The organism is Mycobacterium pinniadriaticum (genome assembly GCF_026242045.1).
GTDB lineage: Bacteria > Actinomycetota > Actinomycetes > Mycobacteriales > Mycobacteriaceae > Mycobacterium > Mycobacterium pinniadriaticum.
Window position 1 is genome coordinate 92281 of the sequence record NZ_JAPJDO010000001.1, and the last position, 23417, is coordinate 115697.

General features: G+C 66.6%; 25 protein-coding genes. 9 read left to right on the top strand and 16 right to left on the bottom strand.

What is annotated here, in order from left to right:
* Window positions 1-25: 25 nt before the first annotated feature.
* Genes ORI27_RS00465 through fadD3 form a run of 5 tightly spaced genes read right to left on the bottom strand, consistent with a single transcriptional unit; the run spans window position 26 to window position 5783 of the window.
* Window positions 26-1189, bottom strand: a complete 1164-nt coding sequence (locus ORI27_RS00465; protein ID WP_265994752.1) for a pyridoxal phosphate-dependent aminotransferase — start codon at window positions 1187-1189, stop codon at window positions 26-28.
* Between the two features lie 10 nt (window positions 1190-1199).
* Window positions 1200-2147 carry an acyl-CoA dehydrogenase IpdE2 gene (gene ipdE2 / locus ORI27_RS00470; RefSeq protein WP_265994751.1) on the bottom strand — a complete coding sequence of 316 codons (948 nt, stop codon included), beginning with the start codon at window positions 2145-2147 and terminating at the stop codon, window positions 1200-1202.
* On the bottom strand, window positions 2144-3100 hold the full coding sequence (locus ORI27_RS00475) for an acyl-CoA dehydrogenase family protein (protein WP_265994750.1): 957 nt from the start codon (window positions 3098-3100) through the stop codon (window positions 2144-2146). Before ORI27_RS00475 ends, ipdE2 begins: the two co-directional genes overlap by 4 nt.
* A complete protein-coding gene (locus ORI27_RS00480; protein ID WP_265994749.1) occupies window positions 3097-4251 on the bottom strand; it encodes an acyl-CoA dehydrogenase family protein in 1155 nt (384 codons plus the stop codon). The genes ORI27_RS00475 and ORI27_RS00480 overlap by 4 nt, the downstream gene beginning before the upstream one ends.
* Window positions 4251-5783 (bottom strand): 3-((3aS,4S,7aS)-7a-methyl-1,5-dioxo-octahydro-1H-inden-4-yl)propanoate--CoA ligase FadD3, encoded by a 1533-nt coding sequence (gene fadD3, locus ORI27_RS00485; RefSeq protein WP_265994864.1) that lies wholly within the window; start codon window positions 5781-5783, stop codon window positions 4251-4253. Before fadD3 ends, ORI27_RS00480 begins: the two co-directional genes overlap by 1 nt.
* A gap of 127 nt (window positions 5784-5910) precedes the next feature.
* Between fadD3 and ipdE1 the strand changes: the two genes are divergently transcribed.
* The 4 genes from ipdE1 to fadA6 are packed head-to-tail and all read left to right on the top strand — an operon-like array spanning window position 5911 to window position 9668.
* A complete protein-coding gene (gene ipdE1, locus ORI27_RS00490) occupies window positions 5911-7119 on the top strand; it encodes an acyl-CoA dehydrogenase IpdE1 (RefSeq protein ID WP_265994748.1) in 1209 nt (402 codons plus the stop codon).
* Window positions 7119-7907 (top strand): (5R,7aS)-5-hydroxy-7a-methyl-1-oxo-2,3,5,6,7,7a-hexahydro-1H-indene-carboxyl-CoA reductase, encoded by a 789-nt coding sequence (gene ipdF, locus ORI27_RS00495; RefSeq protein ID WP_265994747.1) that lies wholly within the window; start codon window positions 7119-7121, stop codon window positions 7905-7907. Before ipdE1 ends, ipdF begins: the two co-directional genes overlap by 1 nt.
* A complete protein-coding gene (gene kstR2, locus ORI27_RS00500; RefSeq protein ID WP_265994746.1) occupies window positions 7904-8497 on the top strand; it encodes a TetR family transcriptional regulator KstR2 in 594 nt (197 codons plus the stop codon). The genes ipdF and kstR2 overlap by 4 nt, the downstream gene beginning before the upstream one ends.
* A gap of 13 nt (window positions 8498-8510) precedes the next feature.
* A complete protein-coding gene (gene fadA6 / locus ORI27_RS00505; RefSeq protein ID WP_265994745.1) occupies window positions 8511-9668 on the top strand; it encodes a steroid 3-ketoacyl-CoA thiolase FadA6 in 1158 nt (385 codons plus the stop codon).
* 102 nt (window positions 9669-9770) lie between these two features.
* Here fadA6 and ORI27_RS00510 read toward each other — a convergent pair whose 3' ends face one another.
* The 8 genes from ORI27_RS00510 to echA20 are packed head-to-tail and all read right to left on the bottom strand — an operon-like array spanning window position 9771 to window position 15844.
* Window positions 9771-10883: an NDMA-dependent alcohol dehydrogenase gene (locus ORI27_RS00510; RefSeq protein ID WP_265994744.1), complete on the bottom strand. Its 1113-nt coding sequence runs from the start codon at window positions 10881-10883 to the stop codon at window positions 9771-9773.
* The gene (locus ORI27_RS00515) at window positions 10880-11152 is read right to left on the bottom strand and encodes a hypothetical protein (RefSeq protein WP_265994743.1); all 273 of its coding nucleotides are present in this window, start codon (window positions 11150-11152) and stop codon (window positions 10880-10882) included. Before ORI27_RS00515 ends, ORI27_RS00510 begins: the two co-directional genes overlap by 4 nt.
* A 31-nt stretch (window positions 11153-11183) precedes the next feature.
* Complete coding sequence (locus tag ORI27_RS00520; RefSeq protein WP_265994742.1) at window positions 11184-11825, bottom strand: SatD family protein; 642 nt, start codon at window positions 11823-11825, stop codon at window positions 11184-11186.
* Between the two features lie 42 nt (window positions 11826-11867).
* Window positions 11868-12281 (bottom strand): nitroreductase/quinone reductase family protein, encoded by a 414-nt coding sequence (locus ORI27_RS00525; RefSeq protein ID WP_265994741.1) that lies wholly within the window; start codon window positions 12279-12281, stop codon window positions 11868-11870.
* Window positions 12282-12324: 43 nt separating this feature from the next.
* On the bottom strand, window positions 12325-13389 hold the full coding sequence (gene ipdC / locus ORI27_RS00530) for a (3aS,4S,5R,7aS)-5-hydroxy-7a-methyl-1-oxo-octahydro-1H-indene-4-carboxyl-CoA dehydrogenase (protein WP_265994740.1): 1065 nt from the start codon (window positions 13387-13389) through the stop codon (window positions 12325-12327).
* Between the two features lie 4 nt (window positions 13390-13393).
* The gene (gene ipdB / locus ORI27_RS00535; RefSeq protein ID WP_265994739.1) at window positions 13394-14140 is read right to left on the bottom strand and encodes a cholesterol ring-cleaving hydrolase subunit IpdB; all 747 of its coding nucleotides are present in this window, start codon (window positions 14138-14140) and stop codon (window positions 13394-13396) included.
* Entirely contained in the window at window positions 14137-15051 is a 915-nt protein-coding gene (locus ORI27_RS00540; RefSeq protein WP_265994738.1) for a CoA transferase subunit A, read from the bottom strand. Before ORI27_RS00540 ends, ipdB begins: the two co-directional genes overlap by 4 nt.
* A gap of 34 nt (window positions 15052-15085) precedes the next feature.
* Entirely contained in the window at window positions 15086-15844 is a 759-nt protein-coding gene (echA20, locus tag ORI27_RS00545) for a (7aS)-7a-methyl-1,5-dioxo-2,3,5,6,7,7a-hexahydro-1H-indene-carboxyl-CoA hydrolase (protein WP_265994737.1), read from the bottom strand.
* 68 nt (window positions 15845-15912) lie between these two features.
* Between echA20 and ORI27_RS00550 the strand changes: the two genes are divergently transcribed.
* Window positions 15913-16692, top strand: a complete 780-nt coding sequence (locus ORI27_RS00550; protein ID WP_265994736.1) for an SDR family oxidoreductase — start codon at window positions 15913-15915, stop codon at window positions 16690-16692.
* A gap of 12 nt (window positions 16693-16704) precedes the next feature.
* Window positions 16705-17610, top strand: coding sequence for an SDR family oxidoreductase (locus ORI27_RS00555; RefSeq protein ID WP_265994735.1), 906 nt, complete (start codon window positions 16705-16707; stop codon window positions 17608-17610).
* Between the two features lie 199 nt (window positions 17611-17809).
* On the opposite strand, the gene ORI27_RS00560 is transcribed toward ORI27_RS00555, so the two are convergent.
* Genes ORI27_RS00560 through ORI27_RS00570 form a run of 3 tightly spaced genes read right to left on the bottom strand, consistent with a single transcriptional unit; the run spans window position 17810 to window position 19850 of the window.
* Entirely contained in the window at window positions 17810-18268 is a 459-nt protein-coding gene (locus tag ORI27_RS00560) for a nitroreductase family deazaflavin-dependent oxidoreductase (RefSeq protein WP_265994734.1), read from the bottom strand.
* A 26-nt stretch (window positions 18269-18294) separates the two neighbouring features.
* The gene (locus ORI27_RS00565; protein ID WP_265994733.1) at window positions 18295-18687 is read right to left on the bottom strand and encodes a hypothetical protein; all 393 of its coding nucleotides are present in this window, start codon (window positions 18685-18687) and stop codon (window positions 18295-18297) included.
* On the bottom strand, window positions 18687-19850 hold the full coding sequence (locus ORI27_RS00570; RefSeq protein WP_265994732.1) for a steroid 3-ketoacyl-CoA thiolase: 1164 nt from the start codon (window positions 19848-19850) through the stop codon (window positions 18687-18689). The genes ORI27_RS00565 and ORI27_RS00570 overlap by 1 nt, the downstream gene beginning before the upstream one ends.
* A gap of 121 nt (window positions 19851-19971) precedes the next feature.
* On the opposite strand from ORI27_RS00570, the gene ORI27_RS00575 reads away from it, so the two are divergent.
* The 3 genes from ORI27_RS00575 to fadE29 are packed head-to-tail and all read left to right on the top strand — an operon-like array spanning window position 19972 to window position 23413.
* Window positions 19972-21210: a cytochrome P450 gene (locus tag ORI27_RS00575; protein ID WP_265994731.1), complete on the top strand. Its 1239-nt coding sequence runs from the start codon at window positions 19972-19974 to the stop codon at window positions 21208-21210.
* A 32-nt stretch (window positions 21211-21242) separates the two neighbouring features.
* Window positions 21243-22250, top strand: a complete 1008-nt coding sequence (locus ORI27_RS00580; protein ID WP_265994730.1) for an acyl-CoA dehydrogenase family protein — start codon at window positions 21243-21245, stop codon at window positions 22248-22250.
* Window positions 22250-23413 carry an acyl-CoA dehydrogenase FadE29 gene (gene fadE29, locus ORI27_RS00585; protein WP_265994729.1) on the top strand — a complete coding sequence of 388 codons (1164 nt, stop codon included), beginning with the start codon at window positions 22250-22252 and terminating at the stop codon, window positions 23411-23413. The genes ORI27_RS00580 and fadE29 overlap by 1 nt, the downstream gene beginning before the upstream one ends.
* The last annotated feature ends 4 nt before the right edge of the window (window positions 23414-23417 follow it).

The window sequence follows — 23417 nt, forward strand, 5'->3', positions numbered from 1 at the left end:
TCCCGCAATATCTGCGCTCAACGCATCAGCGGACCAGCCACGACCCGAGTCGGCGAAGCGCCTCCTCGATGTCGGAAGCAGGCCCGGCGAACGACAGCCGCACGAACGAGCCGCCCTGCACGGTGTCGAAGTCGATCCCGGGGGCGATCGCCAACCCGGTATCGGCCAGCAGCTTCTCGCAGAATGTCAGCGAGTCCGAGGTGAAATCCGAGACGTCGGCGTAGACGTAGAACGCGCCGTCGGCGGGCGCCAGCCGGGTGATGCCGATCTGGCGTAGACCGGCCAGCAGTGTCTCCCGGTTGGCCGCATAGTGGTGCAGATGGACTTCCGCCTCGGCGATCGCCTCGGGCGTGAACGCCTCAACCGCCGCGAACTGCGGCAACACCGGTGGGCAGATGGTGAAGTTTCCGGTCAGACAGTCCACCGCGCGACGCAATTCCTCGGGCACCAGCAGCCAGCCCAGCCGCCAGCCCGTCATCGCGAAGTATTTCGAAAAGCTGTTCGCCACCACGGCATTACGTGACGTCTGCCAGGCGCATGCGGTGTCCGGTGCACCCGGATACACCAGCCCGTGGTAGACCTCATCGCTGATGAGCCGGGCGCCGGTCGCATCGCACCAGGACGCGATCGCCGCGAGCTCCTCCGGGGGAATCACCGTGCCGGTCGGGTTGGCCGGGCTGGCCACGATCACGCCCTGAACCGGTGGATCCAGTTCGGCCAGCATCTGCGCGGTCGGCTGGAACCGGGTCTGCGGCCCGCATGGGATCTCCACCACCTCACAGCCCAGCGCGGACAGGATGTTGCGGTAGCAGGGATAGCCCGGGCTGGCGATCGCCACCCGGTCACCGACGTCGAAGCAGGCCAGGAAGGCCAGCAGGAAGCCCCCCGACGACCCGGTGGTCACCACCACGTCGTCCGCGCTGACGTCCAACCCGTAACGGCCCGCGTACGACCCGGCGATCGCTTCGCGCAGCTCAGGAATGCCGAGAGCGACGGTGTAGCCCAGCTGATTGGCCTCCAGCGCAGCCGCCGCGGCGGCGCGCACCGGTTCCGGGGCGCCGGCACTCGGTTGTCCTGCCGAGAGGTTCACCAGGTCACCATGGGTGCGCTGTCGCTCCGCGGCGGCCAGCCACACGTCCATCACATAGAACGGCGGGATGCCGGCTCGCAGCGCAACGCGATTGTTCACCTCAGTCAGGCTAGAGCACCTCGGATTCGAGCCGGCGGAGTTGGTCGGACACCGAACCGAGCAGCTGGGCGCTGCCGTGAGCGCGTTTGAAGTACAGCTGGATGTCGTGTTCCCAGGTGATCGCGATGCCGCCATGCATCTGGATCGCCTCGCCGGCGACCTTCGTGAACGCCTCGCTGGCGGCCAGGCGCGCCAGCGCCGCGGACACCGGTGTGGGCGCCGTAATCGCATCGCCGACGACGGCGCGCGCCGACTGCACGGCGACGTACAGGTCGGCCATCCGGTGCTTGAGGGCCTGGAAGCTACCGATCGCCCGGCCGAACTGCACGCGTTCCTTGGTGTAGTCGACGGTGAGCTCTAGGCAGCGGGTGGCCGCACCGACCTGTTCGGCCGCCAGCAGGATCGCCGCGGTATCGGCCAGCCCGGGGTCGGTCCCGATCACCGCGGTCGCGCCGGGGGCGAGCCGGGCCAGCCGGCGGGTCGGGTCCATCGTCGGTATCGACTCGGCGGTGACGTCGCTCCACCGGGCCAATGTCGCGTCCTGGACGGCGACGACCACGTCGGCGATGTCACCGTTGACCACGTAGCCGGGGTCGAACACCACCGCGCCGATGGCCGCGCCGGCGGCCAGTTCCTCGAGGGTGTCGGTATCGGGTTCGTCAGCGGCCAGCAGTGCCAGCTCGGCGAGTGTGGTGCCGAGCAGCGGTGTCGGGACCAGACCGCGCCCCAGCTCCTCGAGAACGGCTGCGGCATCGGCCAGTTCACCACCGGCGCCGCCGAGATCCTCGGGCACCACGAGAGCGGCGACCCCGACCTGCTCGCACAGCATGGTCCACAACGCCTCGTCGTAACCGCGCGGGGACTCCATCGCCTCCCGGACCGCGCCCGGCGATGCGTGTTTCTCGACGAGTGCGGCGACGGTGTCGCGCAGCATCTGCCGTTCTTCGGTTGTGGTCATGCCAGTGCCTCCAGCACGCGTCGTCGATGGCTGGTCGGATCACCCCATGCCGAGTGCAGCGCCTGCACCCGCAACAACCACAGCGACAAGTCATGTTCGGAGGTGAAGCCGATGGCGCCGTGGGTCTGCAGCGAGGAGCGTGCCGCCAGCAGCGCGGCATCCGAGGCGGCGGCCTTGGCGGCGCTGACATCACGTGCGGTGTCCGAAGATCCGTCGGCCAGGGACAGCGCCGCGCCGTAGACGAGGGGACGGGCCAGCTCCACCGCGATGTGGACGTCGGCCAGTTTGTGCTTGATCGCCTGATAGCTGCCGATGACGCGGCCGAACTGGCTGCGCTGTTTGGCGTATTCGACCGACATGTCCAGCATCGCCTGGCCGGCGCCGACTAGCTGGGCGGCAGTTGCCAGTGCCCCGAATTCGTAGGCTCGCGCCACGTCGGCGTCCTTGGCGTTGCCGGCGGCGGCGACATCGAACAGGCAGCGGGTGGGGTCGACGGACTCATGGGCATCGCCGGCGGTGGCATCGCTCACCTGCCCGTCCCGCGCCAGCAGCGTGAGCCCGGCGAAGTCGGCGTTGACGGCGCGCGGCACCCGCGGTGGCAGCGCCACCGTCGCGATCAGCTCACCGGCGGCCAGGGCAGCCGACCTTTCGTCGTCTGCGAGCAGAACCGGTGCCACCGCAATCGATTCGGCGACCGGTCCCGGTACGCACCAGCGGCCGAGACTTTCCAGTGCGACCACCAGGTCGACGGGGTGAGCCTCGATGCCGTCGTACTTCTCGGGCACCGCCAGCGCGGTGACACCCAGATCGGTCAGCACCGACCACACCTTGCGAGCGGGTGTGGTGTCACCGTCGGCCCAGGCCCGGACGGTCGCGGGCACATCGGCGGCACCCAGTGCGGCGTCGATACTGGCGGCGAAATCTCGCTGCTGTTCGTCGAGTGCGAATTTCATTTCTTCGCTCCTGCGCTCGCTGAGCCTTCTCGGGGCAGCCCGAGCAGCCGCTCGGCGATGATGTTGCGCTGAATCTCGTTGGTGCCGGCGTAGATCGGGCCGCCGAGCGCGAACAGCAGACCGTCGGTCCAGGAATCGGTCAGTTCGGCGTCGGCGCCGCGAAGTTCGAGCGCGCTCTGGTGCAGCGCGACGTCGAGGTCCGACCAGAACACCTTGGTCACCGACGACTCGGCACCCAGTTCCCCGCCGCCGGCCACCCGGGTCACGGTGCCGAAGGTGTGCAGCCGGTAGGCCTGGGCCTTGATCCAGGCGTCGGCCACCCGGTCGGCGAATGCCGGGTCGGAACCCCGGTCTCGCCACTGCGCCACCAGGCGTTCGGCCGGTGCCAGGAATCGGGCCGGGCTACGCAGTGACATGCCGCGCTCGTTGCTCGACGTGCTCATCGCGGCACGCCACCCGTCGTGCACGCCGCCGATGACGTCGGCATCCGGCACGAACACGTCGTCGAAGAAGACCTCGCCGAACCCGGTGTCCCCGCCGAGCTGGGCGATCGGGCGCACCGTCACACCGTCGGCCTTGAGGTCGAACATGAAGTAGGTCAAGCCCTTATGGCGCTCAGCGGCCGGGTCGGACCGGAACAATCCGAATCCCCTGTCCCCGAAGACCGCTCGCGAGCTCCAGATCTTCTGGCCGTTGAGCAGCCAGCCGCCGTCAGTCTGGGTGGCCGTCGACCGCAGCGACGCCAGGTCGCTGCCGGACTCCGGCTCCGACCAGGCCTGGGCCCAGATCTCTTCGCCGCTAGCCATTTTCGGCAGTACCCGGTCCATTTGCTCTTCCGTACCGTGCGCGAACAGCGTCGGCGCCAACATCGAGGTGCCGTTGGCGCTGGCCCGACCCGGCGCCCCGGCGCGGAAGTATTCCTCCTCGTAGACCACCCACTGCAGCAGGGTGGCGTCGCGGCCGCCGTACTTCTCCGGCCAGGTGATCACCGACAGGCCGGCGTCGAACAGGACGCGGTCCCAGACCCGGTGCTGCTCGAACCCCTCGGCGGTGTCATAGGACTTCGTCGGGAACGCGGCCTTGTTGGCCGACAGGAACGTGCGCACCTCATCGCGGAACTCTTCGGTGGCATCGTCGTAGCTGAGATCCATCAAACCATCTCTCGCAGTGTGGGTTTGACCACTTTGCCGCCGGGGTTTCGTGGCAGGGCCGCCACGAAGACCACCGAGCGCGGGGTCTTGAAATTGGCCAGGTGTTTCTTGGTGTAGTCGATGACGGCCTGCTCGTCGAGGTCGCTGTCCGGGCGGCGCACGATGAACGCCCGGCCGACCTCGCCGAGGCGCTCGTCGGGCACGCCGATGACGGCGGCGTCGGCCACTCCCTCGAGGCGGGCCAGCACCTGCTCCACCTCGGCGGGGTAGACGTTGAAGCCCCCGCAGATGTACATGTCCTTGAGCCGGTCGGTGATCCGGAGATTGCCCGCCTCGTCGACGGTGCCGACATCGCCGGTGTGCAGCCAGCCGTCGGCGTCGATCGCCGCCGCGGTGGCGGCCGGGTCGTCGAGATACCCGAGCATCACGTTGGGTCCGCGCAACAGGACCTCGCCGGCTCCCGTGTCGTCCGGGGCATCGATGCGCAGTTCGAAGTCGGCGATCGGGCGCCCGCAGGTGGTGGCCACCGTGACGGCGTCGTCGTCGGCGCGGCACATGGTGCCGAAGCCGTTGGCCTCGGTCAGCCCATAGGCGGTCAGCACGATGTCGAAGTCGAGCTCGGCCTGCATGCGTTCGATCAGCACGACCGGCACCGTCGCCGCGCCGGTCACCGCGAAGCGCAGGGAGCTCAGGTCGTACTGCTTGCGGTTCGGGTGGTCCAGCAGGGTCTGGAAGATCGTCGGCGGGCCGGGCAATACGGTGATGCGCTGCTCGGCGACCACCCGCATCGCCTGTTCGGGGTCGAAGGTGAGCTGGGGGATCAGGGTGGCGCCGGTCTGCAGGCACGCCAGGATGCCGGCCTTGTAGCCGAAGTTGTGAAAGAACGGGTTGATGCATAGGTAGCGGTCGGCGCTGGTGAGCTGGCCGCATGCGGCCCACGCCGCCGGGGCGGCCAGGGACTGGCGGTGCGCGCACAGGACACCTTTGCTGCGCCCGGTCGTCCCCGAGGTGAACAGGACATCGGAGGGATCGTCGGGACGCACCGCCGCCGCGCGGGAGTCCACCTCGGACAGCGGTGGCTGCGGCCCGGCGAGGAACGCGTCCCAGGTGCCGTCGTCGTCCTCGATCGGGATGCGCACGATGTGCCGCAGTGCCGGCAGCGCGGCGCGATCCAGGTCGCCGACCCGATCGGCGCCGAGGAATCGGCCCATCCCGAACAGCAGCGGCGCCTCGGTGCGGGCCAGGATGTCGGTCGCTTCGTCGGCGGTGTAGCGGGTATTCAACGGCACCATCACCGCACCGGCGTAGTGGATGGCCAGGCAGGCGATCACCCAGTGCCAGGTGTTGGGCGACCAGATCGCGACCCGATCTCCGGGTGCGACACCCGCGCCGACGATCGCTGCCGCCGCGCGGCGAACCTCGTCGCGCAGTTCTGAGAAGGTGAGGGTGCGTTCGGCGGTGACCAGGGCGTCATGGTCGGCGAAGTCGAGTGCCATCCGGTCCAACACCGCGGGTGTGGTGCGCTGCGACATCCCCGTGTCACTGCGCTCCTGCCCGCCGGGTCTCGTCATCGAGGCTCCTCTGAATCTGATCGCCGGCCACTGGCGCCGTCCAGGCCCGGCCTAACAAAGCAAGTGCTTGGTAGGTTAGCCTACTAGGGTGATCACGGTCGAGGAGTTCCGGGCGGAGGTCCGCCAGTGGCTGGCCGACAACCTCGTCGGCGAATATGCCGCACTCAAGGGCCTCGGTGGTCCGGGTCGCGAGCATGAAGCCTACGAAGAGCGGCTGGCCTGGAACCGCCACCTCGCCGCGGCCGGCCTGACCTGCCTGGGCTGGCCCGTCGAGCACGGTGGTCGCGGCCTGTCTGTTGCTCACCGGGTGGCCTTCTACGAGGAGTACGCGAAGGCCGACGCACCCGACAAGGTCAATCACTTCGGCGAGGAACTGCTCGGGCCCACCCTGATCGCGTTCGGCACTCCCGAACAGCAGCAGCGGTTCCTGCCGCGGATCCTCGACGTGACCGAGCTGTGGTCGCAGGGCTACTCCGAGCCCGGCGCCGGCAGCGACCTGGCCAACGTCGCGACGTCAGCGGTGCTCGTAGGCGATCCCCAGGCGAGCGGAGCGACGGAGAAGCAGCACTGGGTCATCAACGGTCAGAAGGTGTGGACGTCCCTGGCGCACTGGGCGCAGTGGTGCTTCGTGGTGGCCCGCACCGAGAAGGGCTCCAAGCGGCACGCCGGGTTGTCCTATCTCCTGGTGCCCCTGGATCAGCCAGGGGTGGAGATCCGTCCGATCATCCAGCTCACCGGCGACTCGGAATTCAACGAGGTGTTCTTCACCGACGCCCGCACCGATGCCGATCTGGTTGTCGGCGCGCCCGGTGATGGCTGGCGGGTGGCGATGGGAACACTCACCTTCGAGCGTGGGGTATCCACCCTGGGGCAGCAGATTCGTTATGCCCGTGAACTTTCCGGAATCGCCGAACTGGCCAAGACCACCGGCGCGATCGACGATCCACTGATCAGGGAGCGGCTCGCGCGGTCCTGGGCGGGTTTGCAGACCATGCGGTCCTACGCCATGGCCACCATGGACGTCGAGGAGCCCGGGAGCCGCTGGGCCGGCGACATTGGCGGAGGCCAGGACAACGTGTCGAAGCTGTTGTGGGCCAACTGGCATCGCGATCTCGGCGAGCTGGCGATGGATATCAAAGGCAAGTCCGGCCTGCTGATCACCGACGGCGATTTCGACGAATGGCAGCGGCTGTTCCTGTTCTCGCGGGCCGACACCATCTACGGCGGCTCCAACGAGATCCAGCGCAACATCATCGCCGAGCGGGTGCTCGGCCTACCTCGTGAGGTGAAGGGCTAGTGGGGCTTGAAACCGCGCCCGAGGAGATCGCGGGCCACGGCCTGCTCGAGGGCAAGGTCGTGCTCGTCACCGCGGCCGCCGGCACCGGCATCGGGTCCACGACCGCGCGACGGGCCCTGCTCGAAGGCGCCGACGTCGTCGTCTCCGACTATCACGAACGCCGCCTGGGCGAGACCCGCGACGAACTGGCTGGCCTCGGCCTCGGAAGGGTCGACGCGGTCGTCTGCGATGTGACCTCCACCGAGGCCGTCGACGCGTTGATCACGTCGACTGTCGAAAAGGCCGGCCATCTGGATGTTTTGGTGAACAACGCCGGGCTCGGCGGCCAGACGCCGGTGATCGACATGACCGACGACGAGTGGGATCGCGTGCTCAACGTGACCCTGTCGTCGGTGATGCGGGCGACCCGCGCCGCGCTGCGGTACTTCCGCGACGCCGGCCACGGCGGCGTGATCGTCAACAACGCCAGCGTTCTGGGATGGCGGGCTCAGCATTCCCAATCGCACTACGCCGCAGCCAAGGCTGGCGTGATGGCGCTGACCCGATGCAGCGCCATCGAAGCCGTCGAATACGGCGTGCGCATCAACGCGGTGTCGCCGAGCATCGCGCGGCACAAGTTCCTCGAGAAGACCAGCTCGGCCGACCTGCTGGACCGGCTCTCCGAAGGTGAGGCGTTCGGCCGTGCCGCCGAGCCGTGGGAGGTCGCCGCCACCATCGCCTTCCTGGCCAGCGACTACTCGAGTTATCTGACCGGCGAAGTCATTTCGGTATCGAGCCAACACCCATGACGGAGCAGCCGGCCAGCCGTCGCGACGAGCTCCTGGTGCTCGCCGCGACGATGTTCGCCGAGCGCGGTCTGCGGGCAACGACCGTGCGTGACATCGCCGACTCGGCGGGCATTCTGTCCGGCAGCCTGTATCACCACTTCAAGAGCAAGGAGCAGATGGTCGAGGAGGTCCTGCGTGACTTCCTGGACTGGCTGTTCGACCGTTACCAAGAGGTCATCGCCACCGAGCCCAATCCGCTCGAGCGACTGAAGGGCCTCTTCATGGCGTCGTTCGACGCGATCGAGAACCGGCACGCCCAGGTGGTCATCTACCAGGACGAGGCCAAGCGGCTGTCGTCACTGCCGCAGTTCGACTTCGTCGAGGCTCGTAACAAAGAACAACGCAAGATGTGGCTCGACCTCCTCAACGAGGGTGTCGAGCAGGGATACTTCCGCCCGGACATCGACGTCGACGTGGTGTACCGGTTCATCCGGGACACCACGTGGGTGTCCGTGCGTTGGTACCAACCAGGTGGACCCCTGACGGCCGAGGAAGTCGGCCGCCAATACCTCGCCATCGTCCTGGGCGGCATAGCCGCGCCCAACAACTAGCAAGGAGAACGACATGGCCCCCGCATCACAGGCATACGTCATCGACGCCGTACGCACCGCGGTCGGCAAGCGCAATGGATCGCTGGCCCCCGTCCACCCCATCGACCTCGGTGTGGTGGCCTACCGCGGCATCTTTGATCGGGTCGACGTCGACCCGGGCGCTGTCGATGACGTGGTGGCCGGCTGCCTGGACACCATCGGCCCGCAGGCCGGCAACATCGCCCGCAACACCTGGCTGGCCGCCGGCTACCCCGAAGAGGTGCCCGGCGTCACCGTCGACCGGCAGTGCGGCTCGAGCCAGCAGGCCATTTCCTTTGGCGCACAGGCCATCATGGCCGGTACCGCCGACCTGATCCTGGCCGCCGGCATGCAGAACATGAGCCGTATCCCGATCTCGTCGGCGATGACCGTCGCCGAGCAGTTCGGCTTCACCTCCCCGACCAACGAGTCCGAGAACTGGCTGCACCGATACGGCGATCAGGAGATCTCGCAGTTCCGCGGGGCGGAGATGATCGCCGAGAAGTGGGGACTGTCTCGTGAGGAGATGGAGGAGTTCGCCAAGGGCAGCCACGACAAGGCATTCGCCGCCATCCGCCACGGCAACTTCGAGAACGAGATCGTCCCGGTCGGCGACTTCCGCACCGACGAGGGTCCGCGCGAGTCCAGCCTGGAGAAGCTGGCCGGGCTCAAGACGCTGCGGGAGGGTGGCCGGCTGACTGCGGCGATGGCCAGCCAGATCTCCGACGGTGCCAGTGCGGTGCTGCTGGCCAGTGAAGAGGCCGTCAAGACGCACAAGCTGACCCCGCGGGCCCGCATCCACCACATCAGCGCCCGCGGCGCCGATCCGGTGTTCATGCTTACCGGCCCGATTCCGGCGACCAAGTACGCGCTGGATAAGGCGGGGCTGACGATCGAGGACATCGACGTCGTCGAGATCAACGAGGCGTTTGCGCCGGTGGTGATGGCTTGGCTCAAGGAGACCAAGATCGACCCGGAGAAGGTCAACCCCAACGGCGGCGCGATCGCGCTGGGCCACCCGCTCGGTGCCACGGGTGCCAAGCTGTTCGCCACGATGCTCAACGAACTGGAGCGCCGCGGCGGCCGCTACGGCCTGCAGACGATGTGTGAGGGCGGCGGCACCGCCAACGTCACCATCATCGAACGGCTCTAGTCCTGCCCGCGAGCAGACACGAAAGCTCCGCGACACGCCAGTTTTCGGAACCTTTTGTGTCTGCTCGTCTTAGCGGCAGCTCCCCTGCTCGCCGCAGAAGGCTCACAGGTCGTGGACGACCACGCCTCGGATGTTGCGGCCGGCGAGCATGTCGGCGTAGGCATCGTTGATCTCAGCCAGCTTGTATTCATGGGTGACGGTCTCGTCGAGTAGCAGTTTGCCCTCGCGGTAGAGACTGAGCAGCTTCGGGATGTCTGCGCGGGGGTTGGCCTGTCCATAGAGACTGCCGAGCAGGCGCTTCTGAAACAGCGTGAACATCGTCATCGGCAGTACCGGTGTCACGTCGGTCATCGCGGCTAACGCGGTGAGCACCACGGTGCCACCCTTGCTGACGAGTTCGAGCGCGTCGTTGATCATCTCGCCTTTGACCAAGCCGACCGTCAGTAGTGCGGAGTCGGCCATCACGCCTTTGGTCAGTTCGCGGACCAGTTCGGTCCCCTCGGCGATCGAGGTGGCGAAGTGCGTGGCGCCGAACAGAAACGCCTTGTCCCGCTTGCTTTCCACGATGTCGATTACGATGATCTTCTCCGCACCGGCCAACCGGGCGCCCTGGATGGCGCCGCTGCCGATGCCACCGCAGCCGATCACCACCACGGTGTCGCCGGGCCGTACGTCGGCGGTGTTGACCGCCGAGCCCCAGCCGGTGGTGACACCGCAGCCGAGCAGGCAGGCCCGGGTCAGCGGGATGTCGTCGTCGATCTTGACAAGCGACGCCTCGGGCACCGTCCCGTAGGGGGCGAAGGTTCCCAAACCGATTGCGGCGTAGATGTCTTGGCCGCGAGCGTGGCGGCGGAATGTGCCGTCGGGTTGCAGGCCCATGAGGATTTCCGCGCCCATATCGCACAGGTTCGATTTGCCGGTCGCGCACCAGCGGCAGCGTCCGCAGGCGGGCAGGAACGCGGCCACGATGTGGTCGCCGACTTTGAGGTCGCGAACCCCCGGTCCGACTTCGCGCACGATGCCGGCACCCTCGTGGCCGCCGATCAGCGGGATCGGTGCCACCAGGTCGCCGTCGCGAATGTGGTGATCGGAATGGCATAGGCCAGTGGCCTCGAAGGAGACGAGAACTTCACCGTCCTTCGGTGGATCGAGCTCGACTTCCTCGACGCTCCAGTCTTGCCCGTACTCCCACAGAATCGCGGCATTCATTTTCATGATGGACAAGCTATGACGCCGGCGAAGTCCACCGGCGGCGAATCGGGAACCTCGGCGGTCGCTGTCAGCGCCAGCCCGCCGAGCGCGACGATCCAGCTCGCGAAGCTGCCCACCAGACGCAGATCGCCGGGATGCCACAGCCCGCACAGCGCCGCGGTGGCGACCGCCACCACCGGCCCGGTGATCACACCCGGCCAACTCCGGGTTGCCAGCCGCCGAACGATGTCGGCGCAGCCGACGGCGATCAGCAGTACGGCGACGCCGCTCATCGCGTGATCCCGACTGTCCCCTTCGCTCCGCTCATCGGATGTCCCGCAGGTGTTCGGATGCCAGCACCAGCAGGTCCAGCCCGTCGCGCGTGGTGCGTTGGGAGACCGCCGAAGCGCTGATGCCTTCCATTGCCGCCAATTCCTTCTTCGTCTTGTGGTCGAGTAGCCCCCGCAACAGCCGCAGAGACCGGGCATCCACCGATCCAAGCAGGTGGTCCCGACACAACAGGGCGGCGTTGACCGCGTCGGGATCCGGCCCGGTGTCGCCGTGGCGGCGGTATGCGGTGCGCACCGACGCCAGCGCCGGTTGCTGTTGGGCGGTCGCGGTCCATTCGATCGCGTCGCGCGCCGACCACCAGCCGGGGCCGTCTTGGATACCGGTCTCTGCGTCGAGAACAGTCACGCCACCCCATCCGATGCCGAATCGAACGTCGACGTCGGGTGCCAGCGCCAGCCGAATCGTGAGGGCCGCGTCGATGGCTGCACCGACGGTCGTATAGTTGCCCTGGAACTCGTCGCCGACGGTGAACACCGGCGAAGTTCCGGCAACCTCGGCCAGCGCCTCGTCCACGCGGCGATGCAGCTCAGCGCGGTTCGAAGCGTGCCGCGACCCGACGACGTCGCCGATCAGGGTGGCCCGCACTGATGAAGTGTTATCCTTCACCTTAGTCATGTGAAGACTATAGCTTCATTTTGTGAAAATGAAGCAGATTACTTACTCCGTGATACTCATGCGCAGGAAGTGCGCGATTCCGGTGCGCTCGAAGGTTCGCCGCCGATCTTCGGACAGCAGGGGAAGAGCTTCGGTCGCGGCCACGATCGCGGGTGAGGTGACCTCGTAAGGCCGCCCCTTGCTGGTGATCCGTGCGCGCTTCGCAGCGAGGATGTTTCGGAGCCAGTCGACCTGTGTGCCATAAGGCAGCGGGATCAGGAAGTGGTCGCCTACCCGGTCGGCGACCACCGGGGTGGCGTACTCCTTACCCGATCGGCGCCCGACGTGGTGCACCACCGAGGCGTACCAGTACCGGCTTCCGGCCAGTCGCAACATCACCGGATTGAGCAGATACTTGTTGGATACCCGAATCAGATCGCGGAACTGCCGCGGCCACGTCTCCGGTGCAAGAGCCATTGCGTCCTCCGAAATCGTGGTTGTGCACCGCCCAAACTACGCCCTAATCGATGAACGCGGCGGCCGCCTGAAGGTGTTTGACGGCATCGGCGACGATGGTGTCGACGAGTTCGGCGCAGGACGGGAGACTGTCGATGATCCCGGCAACCTGTCCGGAAGCCAGCACGCCCGCTTCGGTATTGCCCTCGACCAGGCCGGCCTTCAGCAGCATCGGGGTGTTGGCGGCCATCAGCACCTGTGACCAGGTGAGGTCCTTGCCGTGGCGCATGGCAAGGCCGTCGCGGATCATCCCGGCCCACGTCATCTGCGACATCTTCTTGAACTTGGCCGCGTTGCGCACCGCAGCGGTGAAGCCGCGGAGCGGCGAACCGCTTTCCAGCTTCTCGACGAGTTCGGTGCGCAACACCCGGTGCGGCATGCCGTCGACACGGGTCGAAACCACGGTGCCGTCGAGCGCGGCCTGCAGATAGCGCTGCTTGATCTCTTCGGGCACGGTCGAATCCGAGGTCAGGAGGAACCGTGTGCCCATCGCCACCCCAGCGGCGCCGTACGACAGCGCCGCGGCCAGGCCGCGCCCGTCGAAGAAGCCACCGGCGGCGACGACCGGGATGTCCACCGCGTCGAGAACCGAGGGCAACAGCAGCGTAGTGGCCACCGGGCCGGTGTGGCCGCCGCCCTCGCCGCCCTGCACGATGACGGCGTCGGCACCCCAGCCGGCCACTTTCTTCGCATGCTTGGCGGCCCCGACTGACGGAATCACCACGGAACCGGCTTCTTTGAGCTTCGCGATCAATTCCTGCTTGGGGGCCAGTGCGAAGGAGGCGACCTTGACGCCTTCGCGGATCATCAGGTCGACCCGATCGCCGGCGTCGGCGGCGTCGGCGCGGATGTTGACCCCGAACGGGCGGTCGGTCGCGGCCTTCACCTTCTTGATCGCGGTGGTCAGCTCGTCGATGGTCATCGTCGCCGAGGCGAGGATGCCGAGGCCGCCGGCGTTGGAGGTGGCCGACACCAACCGGGCACCCGCGACCCACCCCATTCCGGTCTGAACGACGGGATGTTCGATGCCGATCAGCTCGGTCAGCGGGGTCTTCAACGAAGCGGACATCTCGCTACTTCACCTCTCGGTCCCTGAGGCCCTTCGGATCGATGACCTCGTGCAGAAGCCTCTGCTCTTCGGCGGACGGCAGGCGGCTGGTCTCGGCCTCGCCCAAGCCGTGCACCTCGAACGACGTGTTGTCGATGACCTGTTCGGGACCCACGCCCGGGTGCAGCGACACCGCTCGCATCTGGTGGTCGGGTCCGTTGAAGTCGAACACCCCGAGATTGGTGACCACGCGGTAGACGTTGACGAAGCGGTAGGCCGGATTGTTCGGATCGACCTTGTCCCAGCCGATCCCGGAGACGATGTCGACGGACTCGCCGAACACCCGCTTGGAATGATTGCCCACCCAGTAGCTCGTGGCGTGGTTGATGGTGTTGCCCGGTGCGCCGCGCACGCCGAACATCTGACGAGTCGGGTGCTGTAACGGCCCGAACGCCGACAGGTTCTGGTTCCCGTAACGGTCGATCTGGTTGGCGCCCATCACCACATGGCGCCGACCCCACGCGAGGGTCTCGAAGACGCGGCCGAATGGCATCCAGCCCTCGATGGCGCCTGTCGCGCCCATCGCCGGGGTATCGGCCAGGATGCGGGCCTCACCGTCGGTGAGCAGGATGTCGGGGGAGAAGGTCAGCCGGGCCAGCCGGGCGCCGATGGACACCATGTTGGCCATCGGGCTGACCATGATCTCGCCGGCGTCGCGGAACAATTCGGCGCACGCGACGGCGCACACCTCGGCGCGGGTTGCGGAGATCATGCGAGTTCCTCCTTGAACTTCCGCACGGCGGCTTGGTAATCCGCTTCGCTGCCGGACAGGTAGGTCGAGACGAACTCGGCCCAGGTCTCGTCGGACGCCGCGGCTTCCGCGTAGTGACGCTGGAACTTCTCGTCGCGGCGGTAGTCGGGCTCGGCGGTGGTGAAGTGCGCACCGTTCGGCGCCTCGACGACGCTGTCGACCATCATCCGGTTGACCAGCAACGCTTGCACTGGAACGGATTTCACCAGCTCTTCGGTGGACACCACTTTCTCCACCGACAGCAGGCGCTTGCGCGCCGACATCAGGAACAGGTCGTCGAAGTACGGGTCGATGCCGGTGTAGGCGGCATTGCCCTGTGCATCACCGAGATTCAGGTGCACCAGTGCGACGTCGAGGTTCAGGGCGGGCATCGCGACGAGTTCTTCGTAGCCCGCGCCTTCCGGCGGGCAGGAGCGAAGCGACCCGGGAGTTCGGACGGGGTAGGGCGACTTGACGGTCTTGAGCTCGTCACCCCAGAACGCCCTGACGTCACTGCCCAGGCCGGCGCGGGTCGGCAGGAACGGCAGCCGCTGCGCGGCGGCCTGTAGCCCGCAGCGCAGCATGCCCTCGTCCATTTCGCGCGATTCGATCGCGCCCGTCGTGCGGGCCTTGGCGAACCATGGGTCGTAGAACGGCGGCGAGTCCAGCGACACGAAGCCGTAGTAGACGCGCTTGACCTTGCCCGCCGAGCACAACAGGCCGAGATCGGGGCCGCCGTAGGTGACCACGGTCAGATCGGTGACGTCGGTGCGCAGCAGCGCCCGGACGAAGGCCATCGGCTTGCGTCGGGAACCCCAGCCGCCGATGCCGATCGTCATACCGCTTTCGATGACCGAGACGGCCTCGTCCAGTGTTGTTCTCTTATCCGCCATTATTTCCCCGCTCGCGTCGCTCGTGCCCGCCGAATCATGCCTTTTCACCCTTCGACGTCCCCGCGAACGCATCGCGGTGCTCGTCGGACACGCCGGCCAGGTTGAGTTCGAACGTGAAGCCCTGCTCCATGCGGTATCTGGCGTTGACCGGCTGGATGTCGATGAAATTCAGCGCCTCCTTGGCGGCCCGGATCACCCGGGTGTCCTTGGACGCGATATCGCGCGCGACGCGCAGCGCGGCCTCGTCGAGATCGGCGCGCGGTACCACCTCGTGCACCGACCCGAAGTGGTGCAGCGTCTCGGCGCTCACGGTCGCGGCGGTGAAGAACAGCCGGCGCATCATGTGCTGGGGCACCAAGCGGGACAGGTGGGTGGCCGCCCCCAGTGCGCCGCGCTCCACCTCGGGAAGCCCGAACTTCGCGTCGTCGGAAGCGACGATCACGTCGGCGTTGCCGACCAGGCCGATGCCGCCGCCGACGCAGAAGCCGTTGACGGCCGCGACCACCGGGACCGCGCATTCGTAGACGGCCCTGAAGGCTTCGAAGCACCCGCGGTTGGCGTCGATGAGCGCGGTGAAGCCCTCGGTGTTCTGCATCTCCTTGATGTCGACGCCGGCGTTGAACCCGCGACCCTCCGCACGCAGGATCACCACGTGGGTGCTCATATCGCGGCCCGCGGCGGTGATGGCGTCGGCGAGCTCGAACCAGCCGGCCGACGGGATCGCGTTGACGGGGGGATAGTTCACCGTGACGGCGACGATGCCGGGTTCGACGGTGCTGGTGGTGATGGTCATGGGAGTTCCTGGGCCACTTCCTGACGGGGTGAATACCTAAGCAAGCACTTGCTTGGTACGCTAGCACAGTGACCGACGCGGCTGACACTGGCATCAATCTGCAACTGAGCGGTCGAGTCGTCCTCGTGACCGGTGGCGTGCGAGGTGTCGGCGCCGGAATCAGCGCCGTCTTCGCTGCGCAGGGCGCGACCGTCATCACCTGCGCCCGCAGGCCGGTCGACGGTTCGCCGTACGAGTTCCGTGCCTGCGATATCCGCGATGACGAGGCCGTGGCCGCGCTCATCGACGGTATCGTTGCCGACCACGGTCGCCTGGATGTCGTCGTGAACAACGCGGGCGGCTCACCATACGTGCTGGCGGCTGACGCCTCGGCAAAATTCAGCACAAGGATTGTGGAGCTCAATCTGCTTGGTGCCCTCTCGGTTTCGCAACATGCGAACGCGGTGATGCAGAAGCAGGACTCCGGTGGGTCGATCATCAACATCACCAGCGTGAGCGGCCGGCGGCCGACTCCGGGCACTGTCGCTTACGGGGCGGCCAAGGCCGGCATGGAGAGTATGACCACCACGCTCGCCGTGGAATGGGCCCCGAAGGTCCGGGTCAACTCCGTCGTGGTCGGCATGGTCGAGACGGAGCAGTCCGAACTCTTCTACGGCGACGCCGACTCGATCGCTGCGATATCCAAGAACGTGCCGCTGGGCAGGTTGGCCAAGCCCGAGGACATCGGTTGGGCCACAGCATTTCTCGCCTCTCCCGCGGCCTCCTACATCAGTGGTGCGTCGTTGGAGGTACACGGCGGCGGGGAACCGCCGCATTACCTGTCGACCACCACTGCCGACATCAAGTAAGGAGCTTGCAGAATGGGATTGCTCGACGGACGGGTGGTCATCGTCACCGGCGCCGGTGGCGGCATCGGGCGTGCGCACGCACTGGCGTTCGCCGCAGAGGGTGCCCGCGTGGTGGTCAACGACATCGGGGTCGGCCTCGACGGGTCACCAGCCGGCGGCGGCAGCGCCGCCCAGGGTGTGGTCGATGAGATCACCGCGGCCGGCGGCGAGGCTGTCGCCAACGGCTCCAATGTCGCCGACTGGGCGCAGGCCGAGGCGCTGGTCCAGACCGCCATTGAAAACTTCGGCAGCTTGGACGTTTTGGTCAACAACGCCGGTATCGTGCGGGACCGGATGTTCGTGAACGCCACCGAAGACGAATTCGACGCCGTCACCGCCGTGCACCTCAAGGGACACTTCGCCACCATGAAGCACGCCGGGGCGTACTGGCGCGCGCAGTCGAAGGCCGGCAATGCCGTTGACGCCCGCATCATCAACACCAGCTCGGGCGCCGGTCTGCAGGGCAGTGTCGGGCAGGCCACCTACAGTGCCGCGAAGGCGGGTATCGCCGCCCTGACCTTGGTCGCCGCCGCTGAGATGGGCCGCTTCGGCGTCACCGTCAACGCGATCGCGCCGTCGGCTCGCACCAGGATGACCGAGACCGTGTTCGCCGACATGATGGCCACGCAGGACAACGATTTCGACGCCATGGCGCCGGAGAACATCTCGCCGCTGGTGGTGTGGCTCGGCAGCGTCGAGTCCAAGGACGTCACCGGTCGGGTGTTCGAGGTCGAAGGCGGCATCATCCGGGTCGCCGAGGGCTGGAACCGCGGCGCGGATATCGACAAGGGTGCCCGATGGGACCCCGCCGAGCTGGGCCCGGTCGTCGCGGATCTGCTGGCCAAGTCGCGCACCCCGCTGCCGGTCTTCGGCGCCTGACTCACCGCTGTTCGCAGACCACCAGCGGGATCCGCCGGTCCGCGGCGTCTTGATAGCTCTTGTACGGCAGACAGATTCGGGTGAGCTGACGCGGGCAACACGATGCGCTCGTCGTCGCTCGATACAACGCTGCGGTCGTGCGTGGCCCGATTTGCGGATGCGGTGCGACGGTTCGCTCACGTCCCTAACGTGCCCCGCTTTACGGATCGCAAATCACGATGGGGATCACCCGGTCGGTCCAGGCCTGGTAATCCTCGAAGCTGGAATACATCTCGACCAGCTTCGGCCAGTACTCGGCGCGCTCCTGCTCGGTCGCATCGCGAGCCGTCAACTGCAGCACGTCGTCCTTGATCTGGACTGACACCTTCGGGTTGGCCTTGAGGTTGAGGTACCACATCGGATGCTTGGCGGCCCCGCCCTGGGAGGCCACCAGCACCACCCGGTTGCCTTCCCGCAGGAACAGCAACGGGCTCACGCGGGGCTCGCCGGTTTTTCGGCCGGTGGTGGTCAACAACGCCACCGGTGCGCCCTGCAGGAAACTACCGGCCACCTTGCCGCCGGACTTCTTGTACAAGAAGGTCTGGATCCGCGACATCCATTTGATGATGAGTTTCGTCGACGGCGAGTTCAGCGACTTGGGGGCAGGCTTGGCGGACATGTCGGCACTCCTGGTGCGGGCGGGAGCTACTTGATGAACGGGCGGACGGTCGCGTGGATGTGATGGATCTTGCCATCGGCGACCGGGATCAGGAACGTCTCGTCGATGCGCGCGGCGACGCGTCGTCCGGCCAGCTTCGGTTTGGTGACCAGTTCGAACTTGGCGCGGATCTCGTCGCCGTTCACGGTGAACTCCGGTTCGGTGATCTCCTTGATGACCCTGTATTGCGGTCCGCGATTGAGGTCACGGCGCATCTGCTCTCCGGAGAATCCGGTCTTGATCCCGAATTCGATGCGGGTGCAGTCCGGCGCGAACGGCACGTCGTCGGCCTTGTGGCTGGCGAGCGCCTCGATGTAGGCCCGCGCCGCCGCGATCCGCACGTCGTCCGACCCCGGGTCACCGGTGTCCGACGCTGCCATTAGATCCGCTCGATGATGGTGCCGGTCGACAGCGCACCACCGGCGCACATGGTGATCAGGGCGGTGCTCTGGTCCGTGCGCTCCAGCTCGTGCAGCGCGGTGGTGATCAACCGGCTGCCGGTGCTTCCGACAGGGTGGCCCAGCGCGATGGCGCCGCCGTTGACGTTGACCTTGTCCATGTCGGCGTCGTGCACCTGGGCCCAGCTCAGGACGACCGACGCGAACGCCTCGTTGATCTCGACCAGGTCGATGTCACCCAGCTTCATCCCGGCTTTCTCCAGCACGCGGGCGGTGGACTGCACCGGGCCGTCGAGGTGGTAATAGGTTTCGGCACCGACCAGGGCCTGGCTGATGATGCGTGCCCGGGGCTTGAGCCCCAGCGCCCGCGCCTTGTCTTCGTCCATCCACAGCACCGCCGCGGCACCGTCGGAGATCTGCGACGAGGTGCCTGCCGTGTGCATGGCGCCTTCCATCACCGGCTTGAGTCCGGCGAGGCCTTCCATCGTGGTGTCGCGCAGGCCCTGGTCGCGGCTGACCATGTGGCGCTCTTCGGTGGGCCGCTTGTTCTCGTCGATGATCGGCGCCTCGACCGGCGAGATCTCCCGGTCGAAACGGTGCTCGTCCCAGGCCCGCTTGGCCCGTTGCTGGGACAGGAACCCGAGGTGGTCGAGGTCCTCGCGGGTGATGCCGCGGCGCTGCGCGATTCGTTCGGCTGCGGTGAACTGATCAGGCATGTCGATATCCCAGGACGCGGCGCGGATCAGCGAGCGGTCCGGGCCGGCGTTGGCGCCCAGACCGACTCGGCTCATCGCCTCGATACCGCAGGCGATGCCGACGTCGATGGCGCCGGTGGCGATCAGTCCCGCGATCAGGTGGTTGGCCTGCTGGGCGCTGCCGCACTGGCAGTCCACAGTGGTGGCACCGATCTGCTCGGGCAATCCCGCAGTCAGCCAGGCCACCCGGGTGATGTTGTTGGACTGCTCGCCGTATTGGGTGACGCAACCGCCGATGACCTGCTCGACCTCGGCGGGGTCGATACCGGCCTTCTCGACCACGGCCTTTTGCACGGCCCCTAACAATTCGGTCGCATGCAGGCCGGATAGCCAGCCATTGCGCTTTCCGATCGGGCTGCGGGTGGCTTCGACGATGACAGGATTACCCATGAGGTCAGGCTAGAACACGTTTCATTACTCTGACAAGCGAGGATGCCTCGGTGCCTTTTGTCTGCGGTGAAGCCATGTTTTACTGGCACTAGAACACGTCATATTTGAGGAGCGCATGATCATGCCAACCCCCAACCTCCCGGCCGGCTTCGACTTCCTGGATCCGGACCTGATCGTGAAGCGGCTGCCGGTCGAGGAACTCGCCGAGCTGCGCCGAGTCGCCCCGATCTGGTGGTGCGAACAGGCTATCGGCAAGGGTGGATTCAACGACGGCGGCTACTGGGTCGTCACCAAACACAAGGATGTCAAAGAGGTCTCGCGCCGCAACGACATCTTCCTCAGTGCGCCCAACACCGCGATCCCGCAGTTCCCCGACGAGATGGCGCGCGAGGACATCGACCTGCAGAAGGTCGTCATGCTCAACATGGACGGCGAATACCACGACCGGCTGCGCCGGATCATTTCCAAGGGTTTCACGCCGCGGGCCATCGGGGCCCTGCGCGACGAACTCAACCGGCGGGCCCAGATCATCGCGAAGGAGGCGGCCGCGCAAGGCAGCGGCGACTTTGTCGAGCAGGTCGCCTGCGAGCTGCCGCTGCAGGCGATCGCCGATTTGCTGGGTGTGCCGCAGGAGGATCGCGCCAAGCTGTTCCGCTGGTCGAACGAGATGACCGGTAACGGCGACGAGGAGTTCGACGTCGACCCCAAGCAGTCGTCGATGGAGGTGCTGGCCTACGCCATGCACATGGCCGAGGTGAAGGGTAAGAACCCCGGCGATGACATCGTCACCGCCCTGATCAACGCCGATATCGACGGCGAAAAGCTCTCCGACGACGAGTTCGGCTTCTTCGTGATGATGCTGGCCGTGGCCGGCAACGAGACCACCCGCAACTCGATCACCCACGGCATGATCGCCTTCGCCAACAACCCCGACCAGTGGGAGCTCTACAAGAAGGAGCGTCCGGACACGGCGGCCGACGAGATCGTTCGGTGGGCTACCCCGGTCACCGCCTTCCAGCGGACCGCTGCCGAGGATGTCGAACTCTCGGGTGTGCAGATCAAGAAGGATCAGCGAGTGGTGATGTTCTACCGCTCGGCGAACTTCGACGAAGACGTCTTCGAGGACCCGTACAGCTTCAACATCCTGCGTAACCCGAACCCGCACGTGGGCTTCGGTGGCACCGGTGTGCACTACTGCGTCGGCGCCAACCTGGCCAAGATGACCATCAACCTGATCTTCAACGCCATCGCCGACCACATGCCCGATCTCACGTCGGTCGGCACCCCCGAACGGCTACGTTCGGGGTGGCTCAACGCCATCAAGCACTGGCAGGTCGACTACACCGGAGCATCGGCCTAAGCGCTGTTCGCCAGAATCAAGGAGGATTCTTCGTGGACTTCAGTCCGGACGAAGGGCAGCAGGCTGTCACCGACGTGGTGACGTCCGCACTCGAGCGGGACAACAGCTGGGACGCACTGGTCGCCGGCGGCATCGTGGCCTTCGGTGTCCCGGTACGGCTCGGCGGTGACGGCCTCGGACTGGCCGAGATCACCTCGGCGCTGACCCAGATCGGCAGGTTCGGCAACGTCAGCCCGGCGTTCGCAACATTGGGCCTGGGTCTACTCCCGCTGCTGGACCTGGCCTCCGAGGAGCAGCAGGACCGCTATCTGGCCGGTGTCGCCAAGGGTGCGGTGCTGACCGCGGCGCTGAACGAGCCGGGTCACTCGCTGCCGGAGCTGCCCGCGACGCGGCTGGCCGATGGCAAGCTCAACGGCACCAAGGTCGGCGTGCCGTACGCCGAGCAGGCGGAGTGGATCGTCGTCAGTACCGATAGCGGTGTGGTCGTGGTGTCACCCGAGGCGGCCGGTGTTTCGGTGACTCCAACGCCGACGGCGAATCACTCCGACGAGTATGTCGTCACCTTCGCTGATACCCCGGTGGCCGACGCGGATGTGTTGGGTGGCAGCGATTCCGTACGTCGGGTCAATCAGTTGGTCGTGGCCGCGATCGGTGCCTACGCGGCGGGGTTGGTGGCCGGTGCGCTGCGATTGACCGCCGACTACGTCGCCACCCGCGAACAGTTCGGCAAGCCGTTGTCGACGTTCCAGACCGTGGCCGCCCAGCTCGCCGAGATCTACATCGCGTCGCGAACGATCACCCTCGCGTCCATGTCGGTCTCCTGGTTGCTGTCGGAGGGCCGGGATGCATCGGAAGACCTTGATGTTCTTGGCTATTGGGTGACATCGCAGGCGCCGCCGGTGATGCAACTCTGCCATCACCTACACGGCGGCATGGGTATGGACATCGACTATCCGATGGACCGCTACTACTCCTCGATCAAGGACCTGACCCGGCTGTTGGGTGGTAAGCAACACCGTCTGGAACTGGTGGGAGCGTAATGTACATCGAGCTGACCCCCGAGCAGAAGCAGTTGCAAGCCGAACTGCGGGAATACTTCTCGAACCTCATCTCGCCTGAGGAATACAAGGCGATGGAGTCCGACCGGCACAACGAGGCCTACCGGGCGATCATCAAGCGGATGGGTTCCGACGGCAAGCTGGGTGCGGGGTGGCCCAAGGAGTACGGCGGCCTCGGGTACGGGACGATCGAGCAGTCGATTTTCGTCAATGAGGCGCAGCGCGCCGATGTGCCGCTGCCCGCGGTGACGCTGCAGACGGTCGGACCGACGCTGCAGCAATATGGGACGGAGGCGCAGAAGAAGAAGTTCCTGCCCGCGATCCTGGCCGGCGAGGTGCATTTCGCCATCGGCTACACCGAGCCGGAGGCCGGCACCGACCTGGCGTCGCTGCGCACCTCGGCGGTCAAGCAGGGTGACGAATATATCGTCAACGGCCAGAAGGTGTTCACCACCGGTGGACACGATGCCGACTACATCTGGCTGGCGTGCCGCACCGACCCGGATGCGGTGAAGCACAAGGGCATTTCGATTCTGATCGTGGACACCAAGGATCCCGGCTATTCCTGGACGCCGATGATCCTGTCCGACGGCGCCCACCACACCAACGCGACGTACTACAGCGACGTGCGCGTGCCGGCCGACATGCTGGTCGGCGAGGAGAACGGTGGTTGGCGGCTGATCACCACCCAGCTCAACAACGAGCGGGTGATGCTCGGACCCGCCGGACGATTCGCGGCGCTCTACGACCGGGTGCACGCCTGGGCGTCGAAGCCCGGCAGCAACGGGGACACCCCACTCGACCACGACGACGTCAAGCGCTCGCTGGGCGAGCTCAAGGCGATGTGGCGGATCAACGAGCTGCTCAACTGGCAGGTCGCGGCGTCGGGGGAGAGCATCGACGTCGCTGATGCGGCTGCCACCAAGGTGTTCGGCACCGAGCGTATCCAGTATGCGGGCCGGTTGGCCGAGGAAATCGTTGGTGCGCACGGTAATCCGGCAGACCCGGATACCGCGGAGTTGCTGAAATGGCTGGACAGTCAGACCAAGCGCAACTTGGTGATCACATTCGGTGGTGGAGTGAACGAGGTGATGCGGGAGATGATCGCGGCTTCTGGTCTGAAGGTCCCGAGGGTTCCGCGATGAGCGC

Excerpts from the sequence above, each read along its gene's own strand:
- ipdE2 (WP_265994751.1), bottom strand. The coding sequence starts at position 2,147 with ATGACCACAACCGAAGAACGGCAGATGCTGCGCGACACCGTCGCCGCA.
- ORI27_RS00475 (WP_265994750.1), bottom strand. The coding sequence starts at position 3,100 with ATGAAATTCGCACTCGACGAACAGCAGCGAGATTTCGCCGCCAGTATC.
- ORI27_RS00480 (WP_265994749.1), bottom strand. The coding sequence starts at position 4,251 with ATGGATCTCAGCTACGACGATGCCACCGAAGAGTTCCGCGATGAGGTG.
- fadD3 (WP_265994864.1), bottom strand. The coding sequence starts at position 5,783 with ATGTCGCAGCGCACCACACCCGCGGTGTTGGACCGGATGGCACTCGAC.
- kstR2 (WP_265994746.1), top strand. The coding sequence starts at position 7,904 with ATGACGGAGCAGCCGGCCAGCCGTCGCGACGAGCTCCTGGTGCTCGCC.
- fadA6 (WP_265994745.1), top strand. The coding sequence starts at position 8,511 with ATGGCCCCCGCATCACAGGCATACGTCATCGACGCCGTACGCACCGCG.
- ORI27_RS00510 (WP_265994744.1), bottom strand. The coding sequence starts at position 10,883 with ATGAAAATGAATGCCGCGATTCTGTGGGAGTACGGGCAAGACTGGAGC.
- ORI27_RS00515 (WP_265994743.1), bottom strand. The coding sequence starts at position 11,152 with ATGAGCGGCGTCGCCGTACTGCTGATCGCCGTCGGCTGCGCCGACATC.
- ORI27_RS00520 (WP_265994742.1), bottom strand. The coding sequence starts at position 11,825 with ATGACTAAGGTGAAGGATAACACTTCATCAGTGCGGGCCACCCTGATC.
- ORI27_RS00525 (WP_265994741.1), bottom strand. The coding sequence starts at position 12,281 with ATGGCTCTTGCACCGGAGACGTGGCCGCGGCAGTTCCGCGATCTGATT.
- ipdC (WP_265994740.1), bottom strand. The coding sequence starts at position 13,389 with ATGTCCGCTTCGTTGAAGACCCCGCTGACCGAGCTGATCGGCATCGAA.
- ipdB (WP_265994739.1), bottom strand. The coding sequence starts at position 14,140 with ATGATCTCCGCAACCCGCGCCGAGGTGTGCGCCGTCGCGTGCGCCGAA.
- ORI27_RS00540 (WP_265994738.1), bottom strand. The coding sequence starts at position 15,051 with ATGGCGGATAAGAGAACAACACTGGACGAGGCCGTCTCGGTCATCGAA.
- echA20 (WP_265994737.1), bottom strand. The coding sequence starts at position 15,844 with ATGACCATCACCACCAGCACCGTCGAACCCGGCATCGTCGCCGTCACG.
- ORI27_RS00555 (WP_265994735.1), top strand. The coding sequence starts at position 16,705 with ATGGGATTGCTCGACGGACGGGTGGTCATCGTCACCGGCGCCGGTGGC.
- ORI27_RS00560 (WP_265994734.1), bottom strand. The coding sequence starts at position 18,268 with ATGTCCGCCAAGCCTGCCCCCAAGTCGCTGAACTCGCCGTCGACGAAA.
- ORI27_RS00565 (WP_265994733.1), bottom strand. The coding sequence starts at position 18,687 with ATGGCAGCGTCGGACACCGGTGACCCGGGGTCGGACGACGTGCGGATC.
- ORI27_RS00570 (WP_265994732.1), bottom strand. The coding sequence starts at position 19,850 with ATGGGTAATCCTGTCATCGTCGAAGCCACCCGCAGCCCGATCGGAAAG.
- ORI27_RS00575 (WP_265994731.1), top strand. The coding sequence starts at position 19,972 with ATGCCAACCCCCAACCTCCCGGCCGGCTTCGACTTCCTGGATCCGGAC.
- fadE29 (WP_265994729.1), top strand. The coding sequence starts at position 22,250 with ATGTACATCGAGCTGACCCCCGAGCAGAAGCAGTTGCAAGCCGAACTG.